The sequence below is a fragment of the Rhizomonospora bruguierae genome (assembly GCF_018397995.1).
GTDB classification, from domain to species: Bacteria; Actinomycetota; Actinomycetes; order Mycobacteriales; family Micromonosporaceae; genus Rhizomonospora; species Rhizomonospora bruguierae.
Map to the genome: position 1 here is coordinate 1 of NZ_BBQH01000019.1, position 23,967 is coordinate 23,967.

Annotated in this window: 20 protein-coding genes; 6 read left to right on the top strand and 14 right to left on the bottom strand. The window is 75.0% G+C overall.

Annotated features, from left to right (window positions below):
• The first annotated feature begins 267 nt into the window (after window positions 1-267).
• From KJS59_RS10290 to rocD, 3 genes are all read left to right on the top strand, one after another.
• Window positions 268-831: a hypothetical protein gene (locus tag KJS59_RS10290; protein ID WP_213452486.1), complete on the top strand. Its 564-nt coding sequence runs from the start codon at window positions 268-270 to the stop codon at window positions 829-831.
• Between the two features lie 181 nt (window positions 832-1,012).
• Window positions 1,013-1,822 (top strand): dimethylargininase, encoded by an 810-nt coding sequence (gene ddaH / locus KJS59_RS10295; RefSeq protein WP_213452487.1) that lies wholly within the window; start codon window positions 1,013-1,015, stop codon window positions 1,820-1,822.
• The gene (gene rocD / locus KJS59_RS10300) at window positions 1,819-3,042 is read left to right on the top strand and encodes an ornithine--oxo-acid transaminase (RefSeq protein ID WP_213452488.1); all 1,224 of its coding nucleotides are present in this window, start codon (window positions 1,819-1,821) and stop codon (window positions 3,040-3,042) included. The genes ddaH and rocD overlap by 4 nt, the downstream gene beginning before the upstream one ends.
• Before the next feature lie 14 nt (window positions 3,043-3,056).
• Here the strand turns inward: rocD and KJS59_RS10305 are convergent, their stop codons facing one another.
• Window positions 3,057-4,187 carry an FHA domain-containing protein gene (locus KJS59_RS10305; RefSeq protein WP_213452489.1) on the bottom strand — a complete coding sequence of 377 codons (1,131 nt, stop codon included), beginning with the start codon at window positions 4,185-4,187 and terminating at the stop codon, window positions 3,057-3,059.
• The gene (locus tag KJS59_RS10310) at window positions 4,184-4,504 is read right to left on the bottom strand and encodes a 4a-hydroxytetrahydrobiopterin dehydratase (protein ID WP_213452490.1); all 321 of its coding nucleotides are present in this window, start codon (window positions 4,502-4,504) and stop codon (window positions 4,184-4,186) included. Before KJS59_RS10310 ends, KJS59_RS10305 begins: the two co-directional genes overlap by 4 nt.
• A 128-nt stretch (window positions 4,505-4,632) precedes the next feature.
• Between KJS59_RS10310 and KJS59_RS10315 the strand changes: the two genes are divergently transcribed.
• Entirely contained in the window at window positions 4,633-5,439 is an 807-nt protein-coding gene (locus KJS59_RS10315) for a hypothetical protein (RefSeq protein ID WP_213452491.1), read from the top strand.
• A 62-nt stretch (window positions 5,440-5,501) separates the two neighbouring features.
• On the opposite strand, the gene KJS59_RS10320 is transcribed toward KJS59_RS10315, so the two are convergent.
• From KJS59_RS10320 to KJS59_RS10330, 3 genes are all read right to left on the bottom strand, one after another.
• The gene (locus tag KJS59_RS10320) at window positions 5,502-8,840 is read right to left on the bottom strand and encodes an SCO7613 C-terminal domain-containing membrane protein (protein ID WP_213452493.1); all 3,339 of its coding nucleotides are present in this window, start codon (window positions 8,838-8,840) and stop codon (window positions 5,502-5,504) included.
• A gap of 69 nt (window positions 8,841-8,909) precedes the next feature.
• The gene (locus tag KJS59_RS10325) at window positions 8,910-9,932 is read right to left on the bottom strand and encodes a 1-acyl-sn-glycerol-3-phosphate acyltransferase (RefSeq protein ID WP_213452495.1); all 1,023 of its coding nucleotides are present in this window, start codon (window positions 9,930-9,932) and stop codon (window positions 8,910-8,912) included.
• Window positions 9,932-10,774, bottom strand: a complete 843-nt coding sequence (locus KJS59_RS10330) for a patatin-like phospholipase family protein (RefSeq protein WP_213452497.1) — start codon at window positions 10,772-10,774, stop codon at window positions 9,932-9,934. Before KJS59_RS10330 ends, KJS59_RS10325 begins: the two co-directional genes overlap by 1 nt.
• Before the next feature lie 176 nt (window positions 10,775-10,950).
• Between KJS59_RS10330 and KJS59_RS10335 the strand changes: the two genes are divergently transcribed.
• Window positions 10,951-12,411, top strand: a complete 1,461-nt coding sequence (locus tag KJS59_RS10335) for a serine/threonine-protein kinase (protein ID WP_213452499.1) — start codon at window positions 10,951-10,953, stop codon at window positions 12,409-12,411.
• 3 nt (window positions 12,412-12,414) lie between these two features.
• On the opposite strand, the gene KJS59_RS10340 is transcribed toward KJS59_RS10335, so the two are convergent.
• Entirely contained in the window at window positions 12,415-13,746 is a 1,332-nt protein-coding gene (locus KJS59_RS10340) for an ABC transporter ATP-binding protein (RefSeq protein ID WP_306345159.1), read from the bottom strand.
• Window positions 13,747-13,851: 105 nt separating this feature from the next.
• A complete protein-coding gene (locus tag KJS59_RS31745; RefSeq protein WP_213452501.1) occupies window positions 13,852-14,643 on the bottom strand; it encodes an Os1348 family NHLP clan protein in 792 nt (263 codons plus the stop codon).
• A gap of 109 nt (window positions 14,644-14,752) precedes the next feature.
• On the opposite strand from KJS59_RS31745, the gene glpK reads away from it, so the two are divergent.
• Window positions 14,753-16,237, top strand: coding sequence for a glycerol kinase GlpK (gene glpK / locus KJS59_RS10350; RefSeq protein WP_213452504.1), 1,485 nt, complete (start codon window positions 14,753-14,755; stop codon window positions 16,235-16,237).
• Between the two features lie 126 nt (window positions 16,238-16,363).
• Here the strand turns inward: glpK and KJS59_RS10355 are convergent, their stop codons facing one another.
• The 7 genes from KJS59_RS10355 to KJS59_RS10385 all read right to left on the bottom strand — a co-directional run bounded on the left by KJS59_RS10355 (window position 16,364) and on the right by KJS59_RS10385 (window position 23,956).
• A complete protein-coding gene (locus tag KJS59_RS10355; protein ID WP_213452506.1) occupies window positions 16,364-17,830 on the bottom strand; it encodes a trypsin-like peptidase domain-containing protein in 1,467 nt (488 codons plus the stop codon).
• A gap of 63 nt (window positions 17,831-17,893) precedes the next feature.
• Window positions 17,894-19,438, bottom strand: coding sequence for a sensor histidine kinase (locus tag KJS59_RS10360; RefSeq protein WP_213452508.1), 1,545 nt, complete (start codon window positions 19,436-19,438; stop codon window positions 17,894-17,896).
• Window positions 19,438-20,130 carry a response regulator transcription factor gene (locus KJS59_RS10365; protein ID WP_213452510.1) on the bottom strand — a complete coding sequence of 231 codons (693 nt, stop codon included), beginning with the start codon at window positions 20,128-20,130 and terminating at the stop codon, window positions 19,438-19,440. Before KJS59_RS10365 ends, KJS59_RS10360 begins: the two co-directional genes overlap by 1 nt.
• Before the next feature lie 169 nt (window positions 20,131-20,299).
• A complete protein-coding gene (locus tag KJS59_RS10370) occupies window positions 20,300-20,938 on the bottom strand; it encodes a PadR family transcriptional regulator (RefSeq protein WP_213452512.1) in 639 nt (212 codons plus the stop codon).
• Complete coding sequence (locus KJS59_RS10375; RefSeq protein ID WP_213452514.1) at window positions 20,935-21,900, bottom strand: DUF4097 family beta strand repeat-containing protein; 966 nt, start codon at window positions 21,898-21,900, stop codon at window positions 20,935-20,937. Before KJS59_RS10375 ends, KJS59_RS10370 begins: the two co-directional genes overlap by 4 nt.
• A gap of 353 nt (window positions 21,901-22,253) precedes the next feature.
• Complete coding sequence (locus KJS59_RS10380) at window positions 22,254-23,147, bottom strand: lysophospholipid acyltransferase family protein (protein ID WP_213452516.1); 894 nt, start codon at window positions 23,145-23,147, stop codon at window positions 22,254-22,256.
• On the bottom strand, window positions 23,144-23,956 hold the full coding sequence (locus tag KJS59_RS10385; RefSeq protein ID WP_213452518.1) for a GNAT family N-acetyltransferase: 813 nt from the start codon (window positions 23,954-23,956) through the stop codon (window positions 23,144-23,146). Before KJS59_RS10385 ends, KJS59_RS10380 begins: the two co-directional genes overlap by 4 nt.
• Window positions 23,957-23,967 lie beyond the last annotated feature (11 nt).

A 23,967-nucleotide genomic window follows, 5' to 3' on the forward strand; every position in this document is an offset into this window, starting at 1 on the left:
ACGCCTGGACCGAACCAACGGACCTTGCATAGCCATCGTTTCTTCCTCACAGGGTGTTTCGGCACCGCCACGGAATAAGAGCAAAGCGACGGGACAAGACACTGCCCGCTCCGCGTGCCGGAGCCAGACAGCCACGCGCGGGATCGAGCCGGGTGACTGTGGCAGCCGGGGTGGGTGTGAAGGACGTGAATGCCGGGTACCTCTGCGTAAAGCCTTCGCGCGGCCAACCCCCGCCGTTCGCGCGGAGTACCGGAGGTGACCACAGTGGTGAGGATTCCGACGTTCACGCGCCGCGCGGATGCCACGCGCGACGAAAGCGCCATCGAGCCGGCGGCGGACCGGCGCGACCAGGTGGATGACCGCACCGTCTACCGCAGCCGCGCCGCGGTGGCAGCCGACGCCACGGCCACCGGCCGCACCGCCCGCACAGCCGACACCGCCGCCGACCGCACCACGCACACAGCCGACACCGAGCCGGTCAAGGCGGAGCGGGCCGGGCCGGTGCGGCGGCCCCGGACCAGCCTCATGGCGAACCTCGGGTTGGCCCTCGGTGTGGTTGCCGCGCTGGGCGTGCTCTCCGGCCGGCTGGCGGCGTACGGCCTGGCGGTCGGCGTGGTGGCCCTGCTGCTGAGCCTCGCCGGGATGTCCGCGACCCGGCGCCGGCACGTGGCCGGCAAGGCTGACGCGCTGCTGGGCCTGCTGCTGTCGCTTGCCGCGATCGTGGTCGGCATCCTGGCGCTCGCCGGCGCCCTGCCGTGGCTGGGCACCGGCGCGGACACCGTGACCCGGGTCCGGGACTGGCTGGACGCCCACTGGAACGCGTGGTTCTGACCCGGTCGCGGAGGCCAGCGGGGGCGGCGGCGCACAAGCGCCCGCCGCCCCCCTACGCAACGGATCACTGTTATCCGATCGGACAACGCAACGAACAACCAGCTCAAGCAAGCTTCGACGGTGGTTACCTGCGCCGCGTCCGGCATAGCGTGGTGCCATACCTGATCACCGGGAGTGACGCATGCCGTTGCGGGCCAGCGCCCGGCACTACCTCATGTGCCGGCCGACGTACTTCGCCGTCGAGTACGCCATCAACCCCTGGATGGACCCGACCGCGCCGGTCGACGCCGACCTGGCCGTCCGGCAGTGGGCGGCGCTGCGGCGCACCTACCTCGACCTCGGTCACACCGTCGACCTGATCGACCCGCTGCCCGGGCTGCCGGACATGGTCTTCGCCGCCAACGGCGCCACCGTCGTCGACGGGCGGGTGCTCGCGGTGGAGTTCCGGGACCCGCAGCGCGCCGACGAGGCGCCCGCGTACGCGGGGTGGTTCGCGCGCGCCGGCTTCGAGGTGCACGAGGCGAAGCTGGTCAACGAGGGCGAGGGCGACATCCTCCTCGCCGGCGACCACATCCTCGCCGGCACCGGCTTCCGGACCACGCACGCGGCGCACGCCCGGGTCCAGGAGGTGTTCGGCCGGCCCGTGGTGACGCTCCACCTCGTCGACCCCCGGTTCTACCACCTGGACACGGCGCTGTGCGTGCTCGGCGGCGAGGCGGGGGTGGCGTACCTGCCGGAGGCGTTCTCCCCCGGCAGCCGGGCGGTCCTGCGGCGGCTGTTCCCCGACGCCGTGCTGGCCGACCCGCGGGACGCCGCCGTGCTGGGCCTGAACGCGGTGTGCGACGGGGCCCGGGTGGTCCTGCCGGCGCAGGCGACCCGGCTGTCCGCCGCCCTTCGGGAGCGCGGATACGAGACAATTGGCGTTGATTTGTCGGAACTACGCAAGGCCGGTGGCGGCCCGAAGTGCTGCACTCTGGAGGTACGGCGATGACGACCGTGGAAAGCCTGCGAACCCCCGGCGCGGTCGAGGCCGCCGAGCGGTGGACGGCGCACAACTACCACCCCCTGCCGGTGGTGATCGCCGGTGCGGACGGCGCCTGGGTCAACGACGTGGACGGCCGCCGCTACCTGGACTGCCTGGCCGGGTACTCCGCGCTGAACTTCGGCCACCGCCACCCCAGCCTGATCGCCGCCGCCCACGCCCAACTGGACCGGCTCACACTCACCAGCCGGGCGTTCGTCCACGACCAGTTCGCCGAGTTCTGCCGGTCCCTGGCGGAGCTGTGCGGCAAGGACATGGTCCTGCCGATGAACACCGGCGCGGAGGCGGTGGAGACCGCGATCAAGGTCTCCCGCGCCTGGGGCTACCGGGTCAAGGGCGTCCCGGCCGAGCGGGCCAGCATCGTGGTCGCCGCCGGGAACTTCCACGGCCGCACCACCACGATCATCAGCTTCTCCACCGACCCGGACGCCCGCGCCGACTTCGGCCCGTACACCCCGGGCTTCCGGGTCGTGGCGTACGGCGACCTGGACGCGCTCGACGCGGCGATCGACGACACGACCGTGGCGGTGCTGATCGAACCGATCCAGGGCGAGGCCGGAGTGGTCGTGCCGCCCGCCGGCTACCTGACCGGCATCCGGCGGCTCTGCACCGAACGGAACGTGCTGTTCGTCGCCGACGAGATCCAGTCCGGCCTGGGCCGCACCGGGCGCACCTTCGCCTGCGACCACGAGAACGTCGTCCCGGAGATGTACGTGCTGGGCAAGGCGCTCGGCGGCGGCGTCGTGCCCGTCTCCGCGGTGGTCGCCGGGCACGAGGTGCTCGGCGTGCTCAAGCCGGGCGAGCACGGCTCCACGTTCGGCGGCAACCCGCTCGCCTGCGCGGTCGGCACCGAGGTCGTCCGGCTGCTGGCCACCGGGGAGTTCCAGCGCCGCTCCGCCGAACTCGGCGAGCGACTGCACGCCCGGCTGACGGCGCTGACCGGGCAGGGCGTCGTCGCGGTGCGCGGCCGCGGCCTGTGGGCCGGCGTGGACCTGGACCCGGCGCTGATCAGCGGCCGGGCGGCCAGCGAGCGGCTGGCCGCCAAGGGCGTGCTGGCCAAGGACACCCACGGCTCGACGCTGCGGCTCGCGCCGCCGCTGGTGGTCACCGCGGAGGAGATCGACTGGGCGGTCGCCCAGCTCGGCGCCGTCCTCACCGAGGCCCGCTAGCCGCGACCGGGGCGTCAGCGGGGGACGATCTTCATGGCCATGGTGGGCGCCTCGGCCATGACCGAGGAGGGGTTCACCGCGCCGCCGCTGGCCCACTGGCCCGGCCGGGCGATCTCCACCCCGGGGTGCGGTTCGACGACGTCCCGGGGGCCGAGGCGGTGGGTGTCATCGCGGTTCAGCGAGATCTCGTCGTCCTCGTCGTCGGAGCCGTTGCGCAGCACCGACGTGCCGTTGGTACTCACGTCGGTGACCGTCAGCTGGCCGCCGCGCAGGTCGAACCGGACGTGGCTGCGGCTGACCCAGCGCCGCGCCTCGCCGGACAGCCACGGGCCGAGCATCACGCCGCCCTGCTCGGTCGGCGCCCGGCCGACCACGACCGGCCCGTCCGCGCCGACCACGAAGCGGGTGCGGACCACCCCGTCGACCCGCACGACCAGCGCCTCGGCCGGCGGGCGCGGCCCCGCGTCCTTGAGCCGGCTGTCGTGCCGGGGACAGGTCGGTACGCCCTGGCGCATCCGGGGCGGCGGCTGGGCGCCCGGCCGGCGGGTGACGTCCCCAAACAGCCCACCCGGTTCGCCGAACGCGGGGCAGTTGCCCTCGGAGCAGTGCCACAGGCGGGCCAGCACACCCGTGTAGCGGGGGCCGGTCGCCGGCTTCACCGGCCCCTTCACCCGGGGTACCAGCGCGATGCCCCCCGGACCGGGTACCGGGGCGAGGAGGCGACCCGGCTCGTTGAGCAGCCACGGGTGCTGCGCCGCGGGGAGCCGCTCGACCGGGACCCGGGTGACCACGGGCAGCCCGGTCAGCCCGGCCACCTCGAGCAGCCGGTCGCCGAGTTTCTGCACCACCTCGACCTGGCCGTCGTCGGCCCAGCGGCGGACCACCATCCGCTCGTTGGAGGTCAGGTCGGCGTCCGACAGCACCCGGCGGTCGACCACCGCGTAGACCTGGATGTTCTCCTCGGCCAGGTACCGGGCCAGGGCGTCGACCACCAGGCCGAGCCGCAGGACGCTGGCCGGGCGGCCGTTGTCCAGGTCGGCGTACCGGATGATCTCGGCGAGGTCGACGACGCCGCGGGCCAGGGCCGGGTCCGTGCTCAGGCGGCGCTCGATCGCGTCGAGCACCTTGCTGACTTCGAACCTCACCCCTCGTCCTCCAGGCCCCGCGGCTCGCCCTGGTTGCTGACGATCTCGTCGATGCGCCGGGCCAGTTCGGTGTCCCGGCCGGTCACGCCGCCCGCCGAGTGGGTGCTGCACCGGAAGGTGAGCGTGCGCCAGCGGATGTCGATGTCGGGATGGTGGTCCATGGACTCGGCGACCACCGCGACCCGGTCCACGACGGCGATGGCGTCGGCGAAGGTGGGCAGCTGGACCGTCCGGGTGAGCGCGGCCGGGTCGCCGGACCAGCCGTCCAGCTCCCGCAGCGCGGTGGTCACGGCTTCGGGATCGAGCAGCTCAGCCATGGCGCACACCCTACCGCCGGGCCGCCCGCCCCCGGGGGCGCCCGGCGGGCCGCCCGGGGCTGCGGTAGGCGCGCGGGCCAACTGGGTATTGAAGGGGTTGAAGTTGCCGACCTGGGAGGGACGAGGACGTGCGCATCCGACGATTCACCACAGCGGGGATCGGGCTGCTCGCGGCGGCCGCCTTCGGGCTGGCCGGCTGCGAGGGCTCGGGCGCGCCGAGCGGCGCCGCCAGCCCCTCGGCCACCGCCTCCTCCGCGGCCGACCCCGCGGCCGCCGCCGAGTTGGCCACCGCGGTCAACAAGCTCGGCTCCGAAAGCTTCTCCTTCACCACGGTGTCCGGGGACCAGGACAACGTCAGCGGCACCCTCGACCCGGTGGCCGGCGTGGGCCGGGTCACCGTCAAGGTCGCCAGCGCCACCCCGTCCCCGGGGATCTCCGCCGACCTGGAGATGCGCCTGGTGGACAAGGACATGTACCTGATGCTCGGCCAGGGCGTGCTACCCGGCGTCGGCGGCGGCTGGCTGCACCTCGACGGCGCCCGGCTGCCGAACGGCAACCAGTTCGGCCTGCGCCCGGGCGGCAAGGACCCGGCCGGCACCGCGCGGGTCCTACAGACCGCGACCGACGTGCGGCGCGGTCACACCGGCATCTATACCGGCACCCTGGACCTCTCCAGACTGGACCGGACCGACGGCGCGCTCGGCACCCAGGTGCTGGACCAGCTCGGCGACGGCGCCGATCGGGTCCCGTTCCAGGCCACGCTGGACGACCAGGGCCGGCTCACCGAGCTGAAACTGACCCTCACGGCGCAGACCGGCGGCCGGGATTTCGTCACCCGGTACTCGGACTACGGAGCGCCGGTCGACGTGTCGCGCCCGGACGGCGACGTCACCGAGGCGCCAGCGGCCGTTTACACCCTCCTGGGCGGCAACTGACGCGCCCGCCCGGCGGGGCCCGGCGGCGCACACCGCCGGGCCCCGCTCCCCCCTTTGCGGTGTCAGGTCATCCGCCCGACGGCGGCGCGCAGCCGGCGCAGTTCCCGCCGCTGCCGCTCGTAGGTGATCGCCAGGGCGACCAGGAGCAGGCCGCCGAGGGCCAGCGGGATCCAGGCGGCCAGCCGCTGCCACACCAGGATCAGTTCGTGCAGCGCCACCGCGAGCACCACACCGCCGCCGATCAGGACCGGCGCCTGCCGCCGCCGCACCGCGCCCGCCACGGTCACCGCCACGGCGGCGGCGCCCAGCACGAGCCGGCGCGGCGGTGCGGCGTCCGGGTCCAGCACGAGCGCCAGGCTCGGCAGGAGCCCGACCGCCAGCCCCGGCCCGTACGCCACCCAACTGCGCAGGTCCGGCCGGCGCCGCAGCGCCAACCACCCGGCTGCCAGCGCGACGGCCGCCGCCGGCACCGTGTACGCCTCCACCACCTCGACGCCGGACGCGTCCAGCAGCAGCCACCACGCCACCACCTCGCACGCCCCCGCCGCGGCGACCCAGCCCGTGCGCGCCCTGGCCGGCTTCGCGGGCCACGCGGCGCGCAGTCCCAGCGCGGCACCCCACAGCGCGAACAGCAACGCCGTGTCCCGCGCGCCGCCGCCCGTGACGACCACCGCGATGAACGCGCCCGCGTGCGCGAGGACGCTCAGCGCCACCCGGTACCGAAGCGCCGCTGGCGCGTTCGGCGCCGCCTCCGGGGCAGGGCCCGCTTGTGGGGTAGGCGCCGGCTCCGGGCGCGGCAGCGCTTGCCGGCGTGCCGCCGCTTGCGGGCGCGGCAGCGCGCCGGCCGCGAGTGCCAGCGCCGAAGCCAGCAGCACCCACCGGCCCGCGACCGGCCACGTCACCGCCGCCGCACGGGCGGCCACCACGAACACCACCGCCGCGGCCAGCGCCACCGCCGCGCCGGTCACTCTTGCCCTGCGGGTACCGGCGGCAGCGCCCACAGCCGCGGCGGCCACCGTCACGAGCGCCAGGGCGGCGAGCGTCGTCTCCCTGGTCGCCGCCGCACCGGCCAGCGCGGCGGGGACGAGCAACGCACCCGCCGGTACCGCTGGTGGGGCGGGAAGCCGGTCGAAGGCGGCGCCGGCAAGCGCGGCGATCCCGAGCAGCAGGGCGGCCGCGGGCAGCACGGGCCAGGGCACGCGCGCCGCCGCGAGGGCGGTGAGCAGGGCGGCCGGCCCACCGAGCAGCGCCGCGGGCAGCGTGCCGCGCCAGGACCCGGCACGGTCGCGGCCGAGCGCCGCCCATCCGGCGCAGGCGAGCGCCAAGGCGACCACCGCCGTCGCCGGCACGGTCGGTGCGGCGGGCACGCCGTCCCAGACCCGCCCGAGTTGACCGAACGGCCGGACGAGCACGGCGCTCCACGCGGCCGCCGTGTGGACCGCGAGCACCCCGCCAAGCACCGGCATGGCGACCACAGTGGACACCGACCACCCGGCGAGCCCGAGGACGAGGATGCCGACCGCCGGGTAGAGGGCGGCCGGTTCGGGCGCCGGCGGCCAGCACACCGCGAGGGCGGCCAGCGCGAGCGCCGGCACGGCGTACCCGGTCAGGTCGGTCCACAGCCGGCGTACCGCCCGCACGGCGAACAGAAGCACGACGGTCGCCGCCAGAGCCGCGCGCGCGGCGGGCAACCCGAGAACCTGGGCGCCGGCCGCCGCGCCGGCCGGTAGGGCCAGCATCCCCACCGCCAGAGCCACCCCGGCGACCGGCGCGGACGCCGGGCGCGCGGCGGCGGCCACCACCAGGCCGAGCACGACCAGTGCGCCGGCCACCGCCGCCGTGCTGCCCGGCCGGGCGAGGCCGGCGAGCGCGGCGTGCCCCGCCAGGGCGAGCGCGACCACGCCGGCCGGCAGGCGCCCCGGCGTACCCGTGCGGGCGGAGCGAACCGCGAGCAGCGAGAGGAGCGCCACCCCGGTCAGGTCGAGGGCGGGCGGCGCCCACCAGGGCAGGGCGAGCCCGCCGGGCAGGGCCAGGGCCAGCAGCGCCGCCGCCCCGGCCACGAGCCAACCGCGGGCCGCGCGCGGGGCGAGGATGCCCGCCGCCAGCGCCAGTACCGCCACCGCCGCCGGAAGCTGACCGTCGAACGGCGGTTCGGGCGTTCCCAGCGCGGCGTGCCAGGCGGGCAGTGCCCGGTACGCCGTGGTGGCGCCGGCAACGAGGGCTTGCATGCCGGTGACGGCACCCGCGAGGACCAGTACCGCCCAGCCGGCGAACCGCGCCCCGACGCCCAGCCGCTGCACCGCCGCGGCGATGGCCAGCGCGAGGGTCGCGCTCAGGATCAGCAGGTACCCCGGGGCCGCGAACGCCACCACCCGGGCGGTGGCCACGGCGGCGGCGAGGACGAGCACGGCGTCCACCGGCGGGTGCAGTTCGGGCCGGCCGGCGATGCGCGGCGCCGCCCACAGCGCGCCGGCGAAGGCGACCAGCGCGCTGCCCGCGCGGATCGCGGCGCCGGTCCCGTCGGCGGAGCTGATGCCACCGGCGGCGAACACGAACGCGAGCAGGAGCAGCGGCGCGGCGGGCAGCCAGGCGCGGGCCAGGCGCCCCCGGGCGACCAACGCCAGGTCGGCGGCGGCGACCAGGGTGAACACGAGGCTCCACCCGGCGTAGCCGAGCCCGGCCCGGGCCAGCAGCACCGGCGCGACCGGTTGGGCCAGCACCAGGGCCACCCAGCCGGGTCCACGCAGCCGGGTCGCGGCGCCGTAGGCGAGGGCGAGCAGCGCGGTCGCGCCCAGGACCGCCCCCGCGTACCGGTGACCCGGGATCGACGCGATGCCGAGCAGGTCGACGTAGCGCGCCGCGTACCCGTCGAGCAGCAGCAGGAGCAGGCCGAACACGGCGAACGTCTCGGCGGTGGCGCGCAGCCGCCGGTGCAGGGCGATGGGCGGGACGGCGAGGGCGGCGACGGTCACCGTGGCGAGGATCGCGGCGCGCCCGCCCACGCCGTAGGTCGCCCAGGCCACCGCGGTGAAGACGATCGCCGCGATGCCCAGCAGCGCGCCGCCGAGGACGAACAGGACGTTCTGCACGGTACGCGTGGAGGTCTCCGGTCCGGCCGCGCGGGCCTCCGCCGGCACGGCCGCCACGGGTGCCACGGGCGGCGCGGGAACCGGCGCCGGTACCGGGGTGGCGGCCGCGCGGGCCGCCACGCGGGCGCGGACGCCGGCCGCCAGCGCGTCCCGCCGGCGCTGCGCCTCGTTCAGCCGGGCCCAGTGGTCGTGGATCACCGCGCCGAGCCGGATGACCTCCGCGGCCTCGGGGTCCGGCGGCCACCCGCAGCGGCGGCAGCCGCCGACCAGGTCGGCCGGGGCGCGGCAGGCGGGGCAGGGGTACGACGTCACGCGGACAGTGTGCCGGCGGCGGGGCCGGTCCGGGCATCGTGCGGATACTCAACCGGCCCGGCGACATACTCAGGCCGGGTGGTTCTCGGCGATCCAGCGGTCGATGCGCGCCCACCAGTCGAACAGCCAGTCGATGCGCTCCTGGCGCCCGGCCGGGATGTGCTCCGGAGCCACCGACCACCAGCGCATGACCAGCCGCTTGTCCATGGGCAGTTCGTGCCAGACGTCGGCGATGGTGAGCATGCGGTCCAGGCCGGTGTGCGCGACGAAGCTGACGCCCACGCCGGGGGCGGCGTCCAGCGCGGCGAGCAGGCCGCCCGGGCGCGGCGCGAGGACGTGGTGCATCCGCTCGGCGCGCCGCGCCATGCTCTCCAGGCCGAGCGACCGCAGCCGGTCGATGCCGCGCTGGCGGCGACGCGGGGTGAAGTTGCCGCCCTCCGGGAAGATCACGAAGGCGTCGTCCCCGGCCAGCCCCCGGGCGAGCGCGCCCACCTCGTGCTCGATCTGCCCCTCGGGGCGCTCCCCGGTCACCGGCGAGGGGGCGATGAACCGGCTCGGCAGCCGGTTCATCAGCACGTCCACCGCCGGGTCCCACTGGAGCGTGTTCTTCAGGACGATCCGCGGCTCCCGGTCGTACCAGTTGACCAGCGCGTGGATCAGGATGAACGAGTCGCCGGGACCGGCGTGCCGGCACACGACCAGTTCGGGGCGGCCCGGCTGGACGGCGCCTGGGTCGGGCCCGTCGATCTCGATGGACAGCCGCAGCGTCCACCGGGCCTGCCGGTAGAGCACCCGCAGGAACCACCCGCACAGCACGTAGTGCGCCCGCTGGAACGAGGGCGCCCGGACCTTCCAGCCGAACCCCGAGCCGACCCACAGCGCGAACATCACGACCAGCGCCGCCGCGTCCACGACCAGGTACACCACCACGATCCAGAGCACCCGCAACGGGCGCAGCCGGCCGGCGACCAGCGGGGAGGCGGCGGCCGCCAGCAGCAGCCAGGCGGGAAGCGTGGCCAGCACGGCGACGGCGAGCAGCACGACGGCGGGGGCGAGCAGCAGGCGGCGCAGCCAGCGGGGTGGCAGCGGCATCAGGCGTCGCCGCCGAGTTCGTGCTTGGCCAGGTAGAGCCGGGAGGCGGTGTAGGCGCGACTGATCCGCCGGCCCACGGCCGCCAGGTTCCGGTACGCCCAGGGCGAATCGTCGCGCGGGCTGCCGCCGCCGGTGGGGAGCACGTGGACGGCCACGCCGGGCGGCAGGTCGGCCATCTCGCGGGCGAACCGGTGCCGGCGGGCGATCTCGAAGGCGACCTGGGCGATCTCCCACGGGCGCCGGGGCGGGCTGAGCGGCCGCTCGATCCGCCCCACCTGGAGCACGAACACCGTCCGGGCGCCCAACCCGATCGCCCGCCCGACCGGTACCGAGTTCACGATGCCGCCGTCCACGAAGTGCTCGCCGCCGATCTGGGCGGGCGGCAGCAGCCCCGGTACCGCGGACGAGGCGAGCACCGCGTCCACCAGCGGACCGGAGTCGAACCAGTGCTCGGCGGCCCGCTCGATGCTGGCCGCGCAGCACTGGAACGGCACCGGCAGGTCCGCGAACCCGGTGTCCTCGCCGAGTTCCCGCTCGAGCAGGCGGCGCAGCGGCAGCGGCGAGTGCAGGTGCGTGCGGGCGGCGAACCGGCGCAACTGGCGCGCGACGGAGTCGCCGTAGACCGCGCCCGCCTCGGCGGACGACCACAGCCGGACCAGCCGGGCGGTGACCGACTCGGCCGGCTCGGCGGCGACCAGGGCGCCGTTGACCGCGCCGATGGAGGTGCCGACCACCAGGTCGGGGCGGATGCCGGCGCGCAGCAGGGCGCGCAGCATGCCGACCTCGACCGCGCCCAGCACGCCGCCGCCACCCAGCACGAACGCCACCGGCTTGTCGACCATGGCGCCATCGTGGCACGGCGCCCCGCCGGGCCCACCGGCCGGCCGTGAACCGGGCCGGCGCAGCGGTCCGCGGCTGCCGAAACCCGACCGGGACGGCATTGACATCCGTGGTGGACGTCCCGCAGCCTTAGTCGGTTGCTGCCCCGCGGGCCCCGTCGACGACAGGTCAGAACAGCATGGCTACGCTCCACGCCGGCGACCTCCTCGCCCGCCGGTACCGGTTGATCGACCGGATCGGCGCGGGCGGCATGTCCGTGATCTGGCGGGCCCGGGACGAGGTGCTGGACCGGGTGGTCGCGGTGAAGGTGCTGGCCGCCTCGCTCGCGGCCGACCAACGCTTCCGCGACCTGGTCCGGGAGGAGGCCCGCTCCGCGGCGCAGTTGATCCATCCGCACGTGACCTCGGTGCACGACTACGGCGAGACGGTCGCCCAGGACGGCACGGTCACCGCCTTCGTGGTGATGGAACTGCTCACCGGCGAGTCGCTGGAGTCCCGGCTGACCGAGGGCCCGCTGCCCTGGCGGATCGCCGTGCACCTCGGCGCGGAGGTGGCGGAGGCGCTGGCCGCCGCGCACCGCCTGGGCATCGTGCACCGGGACGTGACGCCGGCGAACATCATGCTCACCCGGTCCGGCGCGAAGGTGATGGACTTCGGGATCGCCACCCACATCGGTGCGCCGGACGAGGACGAGGAGGGCGAGACGTTCGGCACCCCGGCGTACGTGGCGCCGGAGCGTTTGGACGGGACCCCGGCGCAGCCGGCCACCGACGCGTACGCGCTCGGCGTGCTGCTGTACGAGATGCTCGCCGGCCACCCACCCTTCCCGGTGGAGACGTGGGACGACCTGGCGCGGCTGCCACAGCCGCCCCGGATGCCGCCGCTGCGCGGCGTGCCGGACCTGCCCCCGCAGGTCTCCGACCTGTGCCGCCGCTGTCTGGACCGGCACCCCGGGGACCGCCCCACCGCGTACCAGGTGGCGGACGAGTTGCGGGCGCTGCTGGTCGAGCAGGCGCCCGGGCCCGCCCCGGCGGTCGCGGCCCCGATGCCCGCCCCGCCGGAGCCGGTGAACGGGCTGGCGCCCACCGTGGCGCTGCCCGTTCTGGGCCGGCAACCCGGCGGCTGGTCTCCCCGCAACCGGGTGGCCGTGGTGGTCACCGCCGCGCTGACCGCGATGATCACCGCCCTGGTCGTGGGCAGCGCGCTGAACCGCCCCTCGACGTCGCAGGGGCAGCCCTCCGCCCCCACGACCAGCCCGCCGGCCCCGGCGACCGTCGAGCCGCCGGCCGCCCCGACCACCACGCCGCCGCACACCCCCGCGCCGACCATCGCCGCCCCGCTGGGCAGCCCGGTGGTGCCACCGAGCCAGCCGACCTTCAACCAGGTGCTCGCCGAGGTGCGCGCCCTGATCGACGAGGGCGTCTCGGCCGGCGCCATCAACCCGGACGCCGGCCTGGACCTGCGCCAACTGGTCGGCAACCTCCAGGCGGACGCGAGGTCCGCGCCGAGCCAGACCGCGGAGCAGATCCGGGCCCTGCGCAACAAGGTGAGCACCCGTGCCAACGAGGGCCGGATCAGCGATCAGTACGCCAGCGTGCTGGACGCCAAGCTCCAGCAACTGGGGACGCTGAACGCCTGAGGGTCAGGTGAACCGGATCCGGTTGCCGGCCCGGTCGAACAGCATCACCTGGTCCATGTCCACGGCCAGGTTCAGCCGCTCGCCGACCCGGGGCAGGCGCGCGACCGGCGCCCGCAGCACCACGTCACCGTGCGCCGCGGGCGGCCCCGGCAGTTCCGGGTCGTACACGGGGTAGAAGCCGTACTCGGTACGCGCGGTCGGCGGTGGTCCGGCCGGGCGGTGGTGCGGCAGCATCCGCCCCAGCGTGCCGAGCAGCGGGCGCCCGGGCGGCGGGTCGTCGGCGACGACCTCGGCCAGGTGCTGGCCGGTGTCCGGGATCTCCAACCGGCTCGTCTCCCGCGAGGTGGGCACCGACCCGGTCGCCACGTGGATCAGCGCCTCGTGCCCCAGGTTCTCGACCAGCCGTACGGTCCCGCCGAGGTCCCCGATCCCCCCGGCCGGCGCCGGGGCCAGCGCGTCCGCCCGGATCGCCACGGTCACCCGCTCGGTGTCGTGCTCGGCCAGCACCCGGCCGGCCGGGTGCCCGGCCGGGTAGACGAGCCGCTGGTCGCCCAGGTCCAGCAGGATCCGGCCGGCCTCGTCCCGGTACACGGCGCCCTGGAGCAGGTTCGTGCGCGGGTTGCCGAGGAACGCGGCGACGAACACCGTGGCCGGGTCCGCGTAGACCTGCTCCGGCGTGCCGACCTGCTGGAGGACCCCGCGGCGCAGCACCGCCACCCGGTCCGCCATGGTCATCGCCTCGGTCTGGTCGTGGGTGACGTAGAGGGTCGTGACCCGCAGGCGGCGGGCCACGGCGGCGATCTCGGCGCGCAACTCGGCGCGCAGCCCGGCGTCCAGATTGGACAGGGGCTCGTCGAGCAGGAACACCCGCGGCTTGCGGACGATCGCCCGGGCCATCGCGACCCGCTGCCGCTGCCCGCCGGACAGGTGGGTGGGCGACCGGTCGAGCAGGTGGGTGAGGCCGAGCGTGGCGGCCACCTCGGCGACCCGGGCCGCGATGTCCACCTGGTGGACGCCGGCCCGCAGCGGGAAGCCGATGTTGTCGGCGACGCTCAGGTGCGGGTACAGGGCGTAGTCCTGGAACACCATGGCGGCGCGGCGCTCCCCGGCGGGCAGCCCGTCCACCAGCCGCCCGTCGATGCGGATGTGCCCGCTCGTCTGCGTCTCCAGGCCGGCGACCAGGCGCAGGAGCGTCGACTTGCCGCAGCCGGTGGGCCCGAGCAGGACCAGGAACTCGCCCTGCGCCACCGACAGCGTAAGGTCATCGACGGCGACCGTGCCGTCGGCGAAGACCTTGCGCAGCCGTTCGGTGGCCACGGCGACCACCCGGATCACCTCCCCAGCGTCACCGATCTCGATCCATCCTCGACGTTGACCGGCGGGATCGCCACCTCGCGTCGCCCACCGGCGCCCGCGCCGCGCCGAACGGCCGCCGCCGCGTCAACGGGCGGGGCCGAGCGCGTCCCCCACGCCGCCGCCGGGCGGGCGGTGCCGGACGGTGCGGTCCAGCCAGCCGTCACCGGTGTCGTCGTACATGGTCTTCTCGAAGAAGCCATCGCCGTCCTTGTCGTAGTCGGCGGACTCGACCAGCCCGTCCGCGTCGGCGTCGTGGCCGATGAAGTCGATGCGGCCGTCCCGGTCGGCGTCCACCAGGATATCCACGCCGCCGTCCGGCCGGGCGCGCAGCATGTGCCGGTCCCAGGTGCCGTCGCCGTCCGCGTCCACCCGGATGTGGTAGCCCGGCGGCGGCTGTCGCTCCGGGACGCCGAGGGCGTCGGAACCGGGCTGCGCGGCGCCGAAGCCGGCCGTCCCGGGAACGTCGGCCGCGCCGAAGCCGGCTGACCCCGGCGCCTCGGCCACGCCGAAGCCCGCCGCCCCGCGAGCGTCAGCCGCGCCGAAACCGGCTGACCCCGGCGCCTCGGCCACGCCGAAGCCCGCCGCCCCGCGAGCGTCAGCCGCGCCGAAACCGGCTGACCCGGGGGCGTCGGCGGCGCTGATTTCCCCGGCCAGGTCCGCCAGCGGCGCCAGCATCCCGAACACGCCGGACTGGTTGGCCCGCGTCTCCACCGCGGTCTGCCCGCCCCGGTCCCCCGTCACCTGGCTGCGCAGCAGCGCGTGCTCCTCCTCGGTGAGCCGGTAGCCGGCCAGCGCCGCCGTCGGGTCCGCCGCCAGCGCGCGGGCGAACGCCGGATCGGTCAGCAGCCGCTCCAACGCCTCATCGAAGCCGTTCATCGGCGCACCCCCTCGATCGCCGCGCGTGCCGCACGCAGTTTCCCCCACGCGCGGTCGCACACGGTAGTGCCGGACGGCAAACCCGCCCGGGCGAGGCAAACTGTTCGGCGTGACCCCGCACACCTACATCGCCGCCATCGACCAGGGCACCACCTCCACCCGCTGCATCGTGTTCGACGCCGAGGGCCGGATCGTCTCCCTCGACCAGCGCGAACACGAACAGATCTACCCCCGGCCCGGCTGGGTCGAGCACGATGCCCGGGAGATCTGGCACAACGTGCAGGCGGTCACCCAGGGCGCGCTGGACCGGGCCGGCCTGGCCCGCGCCGACCTGTCCGCCATCGGCATCACCAACCAGCGCGAGACCACGCTGCTGTGGGACGCCAAGACCCTCGAACCGGTCGGCAACGCGATCGTCTGGCAGGACACCCGCACCGACGGGCTGATCCGGGAGCTGGCCGGCGAGATCGGGCAGGACCGGTTCCGGGGGGTCTCCGGGCTGCCGCTGGCCACGTACTTCGCGGGTCCCAAAATCCGCTGGCTGCTGGACGCGGACCCGGATCTGCGCGCCCGGGCCGAGAACGGCGAGGTCCACTTCGGAACGATGGACACCTGGCTGATCGCGAACCTCACCGGCCGGCACGCCACCGACGTCACCAACGCCAGCCGGACCATGCTGATGAACCTGCAAACCCTCGACTGGGACGACGACCTGCTCGCCGCCATGGGCGTACCCCGGGCGATCCTGCCGGAGATCCTGCCCTCCTCACACGTCTACGGCGAGGCGCGGCAACTCAACGGGGTGCCGGTGGCCGGCGCGCTGGGTGACCAGCAGGCGGCCCTGTTCGGCCAGACCTGCTTCGCCCCCGGCGAGGCGAAGTGCACCTACGGCACCGGCTCGTTCCTGCTGCTCAATACCGGCAGCACGGCGATACCGAGCGAGCACGGACTGATCTCCACGGTGGGGTACCGGATCGGCGACGAGCCCGCGGTGTACGCGCTGGAGGGCTCGATCGCCGTGACCGGCGCCCTGGTCCAGTGGCTACGGGACAACCTGGGCATCATCGGCTCCGCCCCCGAGGTGAATGACCTCGCGGCCACCGTGACCGACAACGGCGGCTGCTACGTGGTACCGGCGTTCTCCGGCCTCTACGCCCCGCACTGGCGCCCGGACGCCCGTGGCGTCATCGCCGGGCTGACCGGGTACGTGACCAAGGGGCACCTGGCCCGGGCCACGCTGGAGGCGACCGCCTGGCAGGTCAAGGACGTGGTGGACGCGATGAACGCGGAGTCCACCGTGGACCTGACCACGCTCAAGGCGGACGGCGGGATGACCGCCAGCGAACTGCTCATGCAGTTCCAGGCGGACGTGCTGGAGGTGCCGGTGGTGCGCCCGACGGTCGCGGAGACCACCTGCCTCGGCGCCGCCTACGCCGCCGGCCTCGCGGTGGGCTTCTGGCCGGACCTGGACACGCTGCGCGCCAACTGGCGGGCCGACCGGGAGTGGACGCCCGGCATGGCGACGGCGGACCGGGACGAGGCGCACCGGCTCTGGCAAAAGGCCGTGGACCGGAGCCTGAACTGGCTCGACTGAGCCGGCCGGCAGCGGTCCACGGCCCTTGCCAGAGCGGCGGGCGGCGCGGACAACCCCCGAGGCCACGCCGCCCGCCGTCTTTTCTGGGGAGGAGGAGAGTCTGCTGTTGTTAGGGAGCTTTGCTTGTTATGACGCTTCGCCCAGCGTCACGGTTGCCGTCTGTTCGGATCCGTTTCGGGTGTAGGTGATCGTGAGCCGGTCGCCCACCTTGCCGCGCTGAACCGCGGCGACCACGTCATCGGCGCCGTTGACCGGCTTGTCGCCGATCTTCGTGAGCACGTCGCCCTCCTGGAGGCCGGCCTTCTCGGCGGGGCCGCCGCTGCTCACCGCGGCGATCAGCGCGCCGCCGTTCTGGCCGTTGTTGACCTGCACACCCAGGAACGGGTGGCTGACCTTCTTCCCCGCCAGCAGCGCGTCCGCGACGGCCTTGGCCTTGTTGCTGGGGATGGCGAAGCCGATACCGATGTTGCCGGACGAGCCCTGGCCCGAGGTGGCGATGGCGCTGTTGATGCCGACCAGTTCGGCGTTCGTGTTGACCAGCGCGCCGCCGGAGTTGCCCGGGTTGATCGCCGCGTCGGTCTGGAGCAGGCCGGACAGCGAGCTCACCGAGGACTGCCCCGGCAACTGACCCTGCTGGTCCCCGCCGACCTGGATGGTCCGGTCCTTGGCGCTGATGATCCCGGCGGTGACCGAGCCCTGCAGGTCCAGCGGGCTGCCCAGGGCGAGCACGGTGTCGCCGATCTGGGTGGCGTCGCTGTCGCCGAACTTGATCGCCACCAGCCCGCTGACGCCCTGCGCCTTGATCACCGCGAGGTCGGTCTTCGGGTCGGTGCCCACCACGCTGGCGTCCGCCTTGCGACCATCGTTGAAGATCACTTGGACCCGGTCGCCGCGGGCCGAGGCGACCACGTGGTTGTTGGTGACGATCGCGCCATCGGCGCTGATCACCACGCCCGAGCCCTCGCCGCTGCCGGTCTGGATCTTCACGACCGTCGGCTGTACCTTCGCCGCAATCTCGGCGAGCGAGGACCGGTTGATCACCGGCGCGGCGGCGGCGCGGCTGGCGTCCGCGGCGACCGACCCGGGGGCACGGTGGTCGATGCTGGTGGCGATCACGCCGCCGAGCAGGCCGGAGCCGACCGCGAGCACGACGGCGGCGGCGCCGGTGGCGAGCATCCTGCCGGCCCGGCTGGTCTGCCCGGGTCGCTGCTCCAGGGTCGCGGTCTGCCCCCACGCGCCGTACGGCTGCTGGTGCTGCGCCTGCGGCGCCGGGTACGCCGGCTGGCTCGGCCACCCGGGCTGCCCGTACGCCGCGCCACCCGGCTGCCAGTGCCCCCCACCGACCGGCTGCCCGGGCTGGGTGGGGTGCCCCGCCTGAGCCGGCTGCCCCGCCTGCGTGGGGTGCCCGGCCTGGGTGGGGTGCGTGGGGTGCGCCCCGCTGACCGGCTGCCCGGGGTGCGACCCGGCGATCGGCTGCGGCGCGGGCGACTGCCACGACTGCTCCGACTGCTCCGGCTCCGTAGCCGCGGGCTGCTCGCCCCGGGGCTCCTGGTCCCCCAGCCGGCCGGGGGTGCTGTCGTCGTACTCGCTCATGTCACAAAGATTCCCGCATACGCCTTCACCGCACCTGTAACCGTGCTGCGAGTTGTCTGTGAGTCACGCCGCGGGCTCCACGTCGCGCGCCAGCGGCAGCCGGACCCGGAACGTCGCACCCCGGCCCGGTTCGCTGTCCACCTCGACCGTGCCCCGGTGCGCGGCCACCAGGGCGGCCACGATCGCCAGCCCCAGCCCCGTTCCGGGTGTGGTGGCACCGCGCCGGCTGCGCGCGGCGTCCGCCCGGTAGAACCGCTCGAACACCCGGTCCATCTGCTCCGGGGTCAGCCCGGGACCGCGGTCGATCACCTCGATGACCGCGAAGCCCGCCGGGTCCGCTCGCACCTTCAGGGTGACCGGCACGTCCGGCGGGGTGTGGGTCAGCGCGTTCGTCATCAGGTTGCCGATCACCTGGCGCAGCCGGGCGTCGTCGCCGAGCACCACCAGCGGACCGGCGGCCTCCAGGTCCAGCTCGATCGGCCGGTCCGGCGCGACCGCGCGGGCCGCCTGCACGGCCTCGTTCGCCAGCACCGGCAACTCCACCGGCGTCGCCTGCAACGGCCGCTGCAGGTCCAGCCGGGCCAGCAGCAGCAGGTCCTCCACCAGCAGCCCCATCCGGGCCGCCTCGTCCTCGATCCGGCGCAGCAGCCGGGCGACCTCCTCCGGCTCGCGGGCCGCGCCCTGCCGGTACAGCTCGGCGAAGCCCCGGATCGTGGTCAGCGGGGTGCGCAACTCGTGCGAGGCGTCCGCGACGAACTGCCGCATCCGCTCCTCGGACCGGCGCGCCCGGGTCTCCGACGCCTGCGCCGCCATCGCCGCGTTCCGCGCCGCCGACTCCGCGCTGCGGGCCGCCATCTCCGACGCCGACCGCGCGGTGAACGCCGCCTCGATCTGGGTCAGCATGGCGTTCAGCGCCCGCGACAGCCGCCCCAGTTCGGTGGCCGGTCGGTCGGTACCCGGCTCCGGGTCCGGCACCCGCCGGGTGAGGTCGCCGGCGGCGATCGCCGCCGCGGTCTGCTCGATCTGCACCAGCGGGCGCAGGCTGGTCCGCACGATGCCGGCGCCGACCGAGGCGAGCAGGATCAGCACCACCCCGCCGACCAGCACGTCGATCCACGCGAGCTGGCGCATCGCCATGTCCACGTCGGCCAGGCTCTGCGCCACCACCAGGTAGTTGCCGTCCGGGAAGCTGGTGACCAGGGCCCGCCACCGGTCCCGGCCGGAGACCGAGAGCACCGTGATCGGCCGGTTCAGGTTCCGCTGCGCCTCCGGCACGTCGGCCGGCAGCGGCGGCAGGTCGTCCGCGGCGTAGGTGGGGCTGTGCCGGGGGTTCTGCGACAGGTTCCGCGCCGCCGGGCCGACCAGGCCGACCGAGTAGTCGCTGGGCAGCAGCATCGTGATCTGCGTGTCCGGGTCCTGGAACATCAGCAGCGCGTTCTGGGTCACCTGGGTGGAGGTGGCGGCCAACTGCTGGTCGATCCGGTGCGTCAGGTAGTACCGCAGCGCGAACGCGCTGGTCACGCCGATCACCAGGAGCGCCGCCGCGACCAGGGCCAGCACGGCGGCCACCAGCTTGACGCGCAGCGGGATGCCGCTCAGCGTGGCCATCAGCCGGCGGGTTTGCGCAGCACGTACCCGACGCCGCGCAGCGTGTGGATCAGGCGCGGCTCCACCGTGTCGACCTTGCGCCGCAGGTAGGAGATGTACGACTCGACGATGTTGTCGTCGCCCCGGAAGTCGTAGTTCCAGACGTGGTCCAGGATCTGCGCCTTGGACAGCACCCGGTTCGGGTTCAGCATCAGGTACCGCAGCAGCTTGAACTCGGTCGGCGACAGCTGCACCCGGCGGCCCGCCCGGTGCACCTCGTGCGTCTCCTCGTCCAGTTCCAGGTCCGCGAAGACCAGCCGCGACGGCGAGTGCTCACCGGTCGTGCGCCGCAGCACCGCCCGGATCCGCGCGGTCAGCTCCTCGAGGCTGAACGGCTTGGTGACGTAGTCGTCCCCGCCCAGGGTCAGCCCACGGATCTTGTCCTCGGTGGCGTCCCGCGCGGTCAGGAACACGACCGGGGTGCGGGTGCCGCCCTCGCGCAGCAGCCGGATCACCTCGAACCCGTCCAGGTCCGGCAGCATCACGTCGAGGACCACCAGGTCCGGCCGCCGGTTCTTGGCCGCCGAGACCGCGGCGCTGCCGCTGGTGGCGGTCGCCACGTCGAACCCGGCGAAGCGCAGGCTGGCGGACAGCAGTTCGAGGATGTTCGGATCGTCCTCGACCACCAGGAGCTTCGCCTCAGCCGTTGCCATGCCCCCATGGTGGCGCGAAACTCTGCGGGCCGCCTGTACCGTTCCTGAAAGTAATCTGTGAGGAACCCTCGCCCTCCGACTCGCCGATCTCGGACCCGTGGTGCCCGGGTTGCGGCGGTTACGGCGGCTTCGCGCCCACCACGAGCCCAAGATCGGCAGTGGGTCCGGGCTAACGGGACGGCGGGCGGCCCTCGATGAGGCGGCGGATCTCCACGGCGGCCACCTCGACGGCCTCCATCGCCGCGCGCAGCGCCTCCGGCATCACGCCCTGCCGGCGCACCAACCGTCGCACGTCACCGGCCAGCTCCGCGGCCCGGCGTTCCAACCGGAGGCCCGCCTCCGCCTCCGGCGGCAGCGACGGCACCGGCTCCCGTCGCTGCTGCCACGGCGGCACCGGCGGCTGCCACCGCTGCCGCGCGTTGCGGGCCGCCTCGCGCAGCTCGCGCTTGACGTCCCGCGCCGAGCCGCGCACCTCGTCCTGGATCTCCATCGCCAGCCCCGCCAGGTCCTGCACCGAGGCGTGGATGTCCGACTCCAGCGCCGCCAGCTCACCGGCGCGCTCCGCCAGCTCCGCGCGCCCCGCGTCCGTGATCTCGTACGTCTTGCGCCCGCCCGCCGCCGTGTGCGTGACCAGGCCCTCCGCCTCCATCCGCTGGAGCCGGGGGTAGATTGTCCCGGCGCTCGGCACGTACAACCCCAGGAACCGGTCCTCCAGCAGCCGGATCAGCTCGTACCCGTGCCGGGGCCCCTCGGCCAGCAGCTTCAACAGGTACAGGCGCAGCCGGCCGTGGCTGAACACCGCCGTCACGGCCGGCCCCCTTCCCCCTCGTGCGCCCCCTCCCGCTCCGGGTCGTCCCCGTCCTTCCCGGAGGAGTCGCGCTGCCGCGCACCCGTCTCGGCGGTGTCGCCGCGCGGCTCCTCGGCGCCCGCGTACGCGCCCTGGCGCTCCTCGTCATCCACCTGCCGGGCCAGCAGCGACACATGCCCGGACGTCGCCTGCGCCCGCAGCCGCCCGGTGCCGGCGCCGAGCCGCCCGCCCAGCCTTTTGTCCCCGTGCGATCCGCGCGCCCACAGCTCCTCGAAGTCGCTGCTCACCCGCCCGCTGACCGTGTGCAGCTCGACATCCAGGTCGCTGTCCTCCCGCACCCGCGCCGTGATCTGGCCGGACACCGTCTCCAGGTCGATGCGGCTGTGGTACGGCGGGTTGTTCAGGTCCGCCGTGATCGGACCGGACGTGGTCCGCGCCCGCAGCCGGCTGGCCGACGAGTCCGCGATGATCAACTCGCCGGACACCGTCTCGACCTCCAGGTCGCCGCCCACCCCCAGCGCCTCCACCGGACCGGAGACCACCTTCGCCACGGTCTGCCCGGCCAGCCCCAGCAGCGTGATCCGCCCGCTGCTCACCGTGATCGAGGCGCCTGCGCGCAGCGCCGACACCACCGCCGACCCGGAGATCAACTCCAGCTCCGCCACCGCCTCCGGCGGCACCGCCACCGAGACCTCCGCCCGGTACCGCTTGCGCCCGACCAGGAACCACCCCAGCGGCCCGGTCCACACCGGCCAGAACCGCGGCCGCTCGTACCTGATGACCAGCGCGCCATCCTCGCAGCTCACCACGAGCGGCCGGGTACCGATCGAGGTCACCTCGATCCGCGGCGGCCCGTCCGCGCCGACGACGTTCAGCTTCCCCGAAATCAACCGCACGTCGAGCCGCCGCACGGGCCGATCCACCGCCAGCCGCTGCGGCTTGTCCACCAGCCAGGTCGTCATACCGCTCTCCCGCTTCCCGATCCGACGCGGGCGAGCATATCGCGATGTATCTCGTTCGCGCAACGCGATACATCGCGTTTGTCACACAGCTTGCCGTGAATGCGTGGGGGCCGGACGTCGGCTCCGTGCGCGGGTCAGCACGCCTTCGCGGGGCCGTGCCTCCGCGACGCTTCGCCTCCGGTGGGGCTCCGGTCGCCCCTTGAGAACCTGGCCCTCGCACCGTTCGTCTCCGGCCCGCTCGCCCACCATCCGGTACCTGGTCCGGTGCCTGGCCCCGCTCTCCCGTCCGGCGCCGGGCGGAGGCCGGCAGATTGAGCCGCCGTCGCGGACCCCGTGTCCAGTGTGGTGGGCGGCTATGCGGCGTGGAGGGCGATGGGGGTGGCGGCCGCGACGGGGGTTTGGGGGAAATCCTCGACGGGGCGTGGGGCGACCAGCGCGACGCCGGGGTTGTCGGTGCGGACGGCGGCCTCGGCCATGCGGGCAAGGGTGCGGCGGGTGGCCGCGGTGTCGGGGTGGAGGGCCGGGGAGGCGGCCAGGGAGACGGTCAGCGCGGGAGCGGCCAGGACCCGGCGCAGCGACGCCCACAGGGTGTCGGCGCCCAGGAAGGCGGGGACGACGGTGGCGGCGTCGTCGCCAGCGGGGCCGGTGCCGGTGTACCGGATGGAGATCGGCACGACGGGGACGCCGGCGTCCAGGGCCGCCTGGAACATGGCGGGGCGGAACGGGCCGCCGGAGGGGGCGCCGCACCAGGTGGTGCCCTCGGGGAACAGCGCGACCACCGCTCCCGCGCGCAGGGCGGAGGCGACGTCCGCGACCGTGGCGGGGAGGGTGCGCGGGCGGCGGCGGTCCAGGAAGAGGGTGCCGGAAGCCGTGGCGAGGGTGCCGATCAGCGGCCAGTCGCGGACCTCGCGCTTGGCCAGCAGTCGGGCGGGTGCCACGGCGAGCAGGGCGACGACGTCCAGCCAGGAGATGTGGTTGGCGACCAGCAGTGCGTGCCGGCGGGGGAGGCGTCCCCGGGCGGCGAGGCGGACGCCGAGGGCACCAAGGACGCCACGCGCCAGGGTGCGGAACAGGGCCGAGCGCCGGGCCGGTGGCAGTACCGGCAGGACCGGGAGGGCGGCGGCACCGGCGAGGAGGACCCCGGCCAGGGCGGCGAGGCGGCCGGCCTGGCGGATCGGGGAGAGGCGGGTGGCCGGGGGCGGGATGCAGCCGGCGTCGCAGGGGGACTCCGGCTGCCACAGGCTCACGGCAGCCTCCCGGCACCGCCACCGCCACCGGCCCCGCCACGAGCGTCCAGTGCCGCGTCGCCGAGGAAGTGGCGCAGGTAGCGGGGGTCGACGCGGTCCAGGGAGAGCAGGACGTAGAAATCGGCCACGTCGAAGTCCCGGTCATGCGCCGGCTCGCCACACACCCAGGCGCCGAGCCGCAGGTACCCGCGCAGCAGCGGCGGGACGGCGACCCGCACGGGGGCTTCGACGCCGTCCGCCGGCAGCCACGGCTGGTGGGGGCGGACCCGGAGCCGGGGCGGGGACATGTGCTTCGCGCGGGCCAACGCCCGGACCCCGGCCGCGGTCGCGCCGCCGTCGGCCAGCGGCACGCTGGCGCAGCCGCCGAGCCAGCGCAGCCCGTGCAGGTGCAGGTAGCGGGCGATGCCGGCCCACATGAGGTTGATGACGGCGCCGGAGCGGTGGGCGGGGTCCACGCAGGAGCGGCCCGTCTCGACGAGGTGGTCGCGCAGCGGGGCGAGCGCGGACGTGTCGAACTCGCCGTCGGCGTACCGGCGGCCGGTCGCGGCGGCGCCGCGCGGGGGCAGCATGCGGTACGTCCCGACGACCTCGCCGGTGGCGTCGGCGCGGACGATGAGGTGGTCGCAGTGCGCGTCGAACTCATCGACGTCGGTGCCGGGGACAAGGCTGTGCAGGGTGGCGCCCAGTTCCTCGCCGAAGACCCGGTGCCGGAGCCGCTGTGCGGCGGCGATCTGGTCCGGGGCGTCCGCGATGAGCAGCGTGTAACCGCTGGTACCGGTGGTTGCCGGGGCGGTCAGCAGAACGGCCATGTGATGTGTGT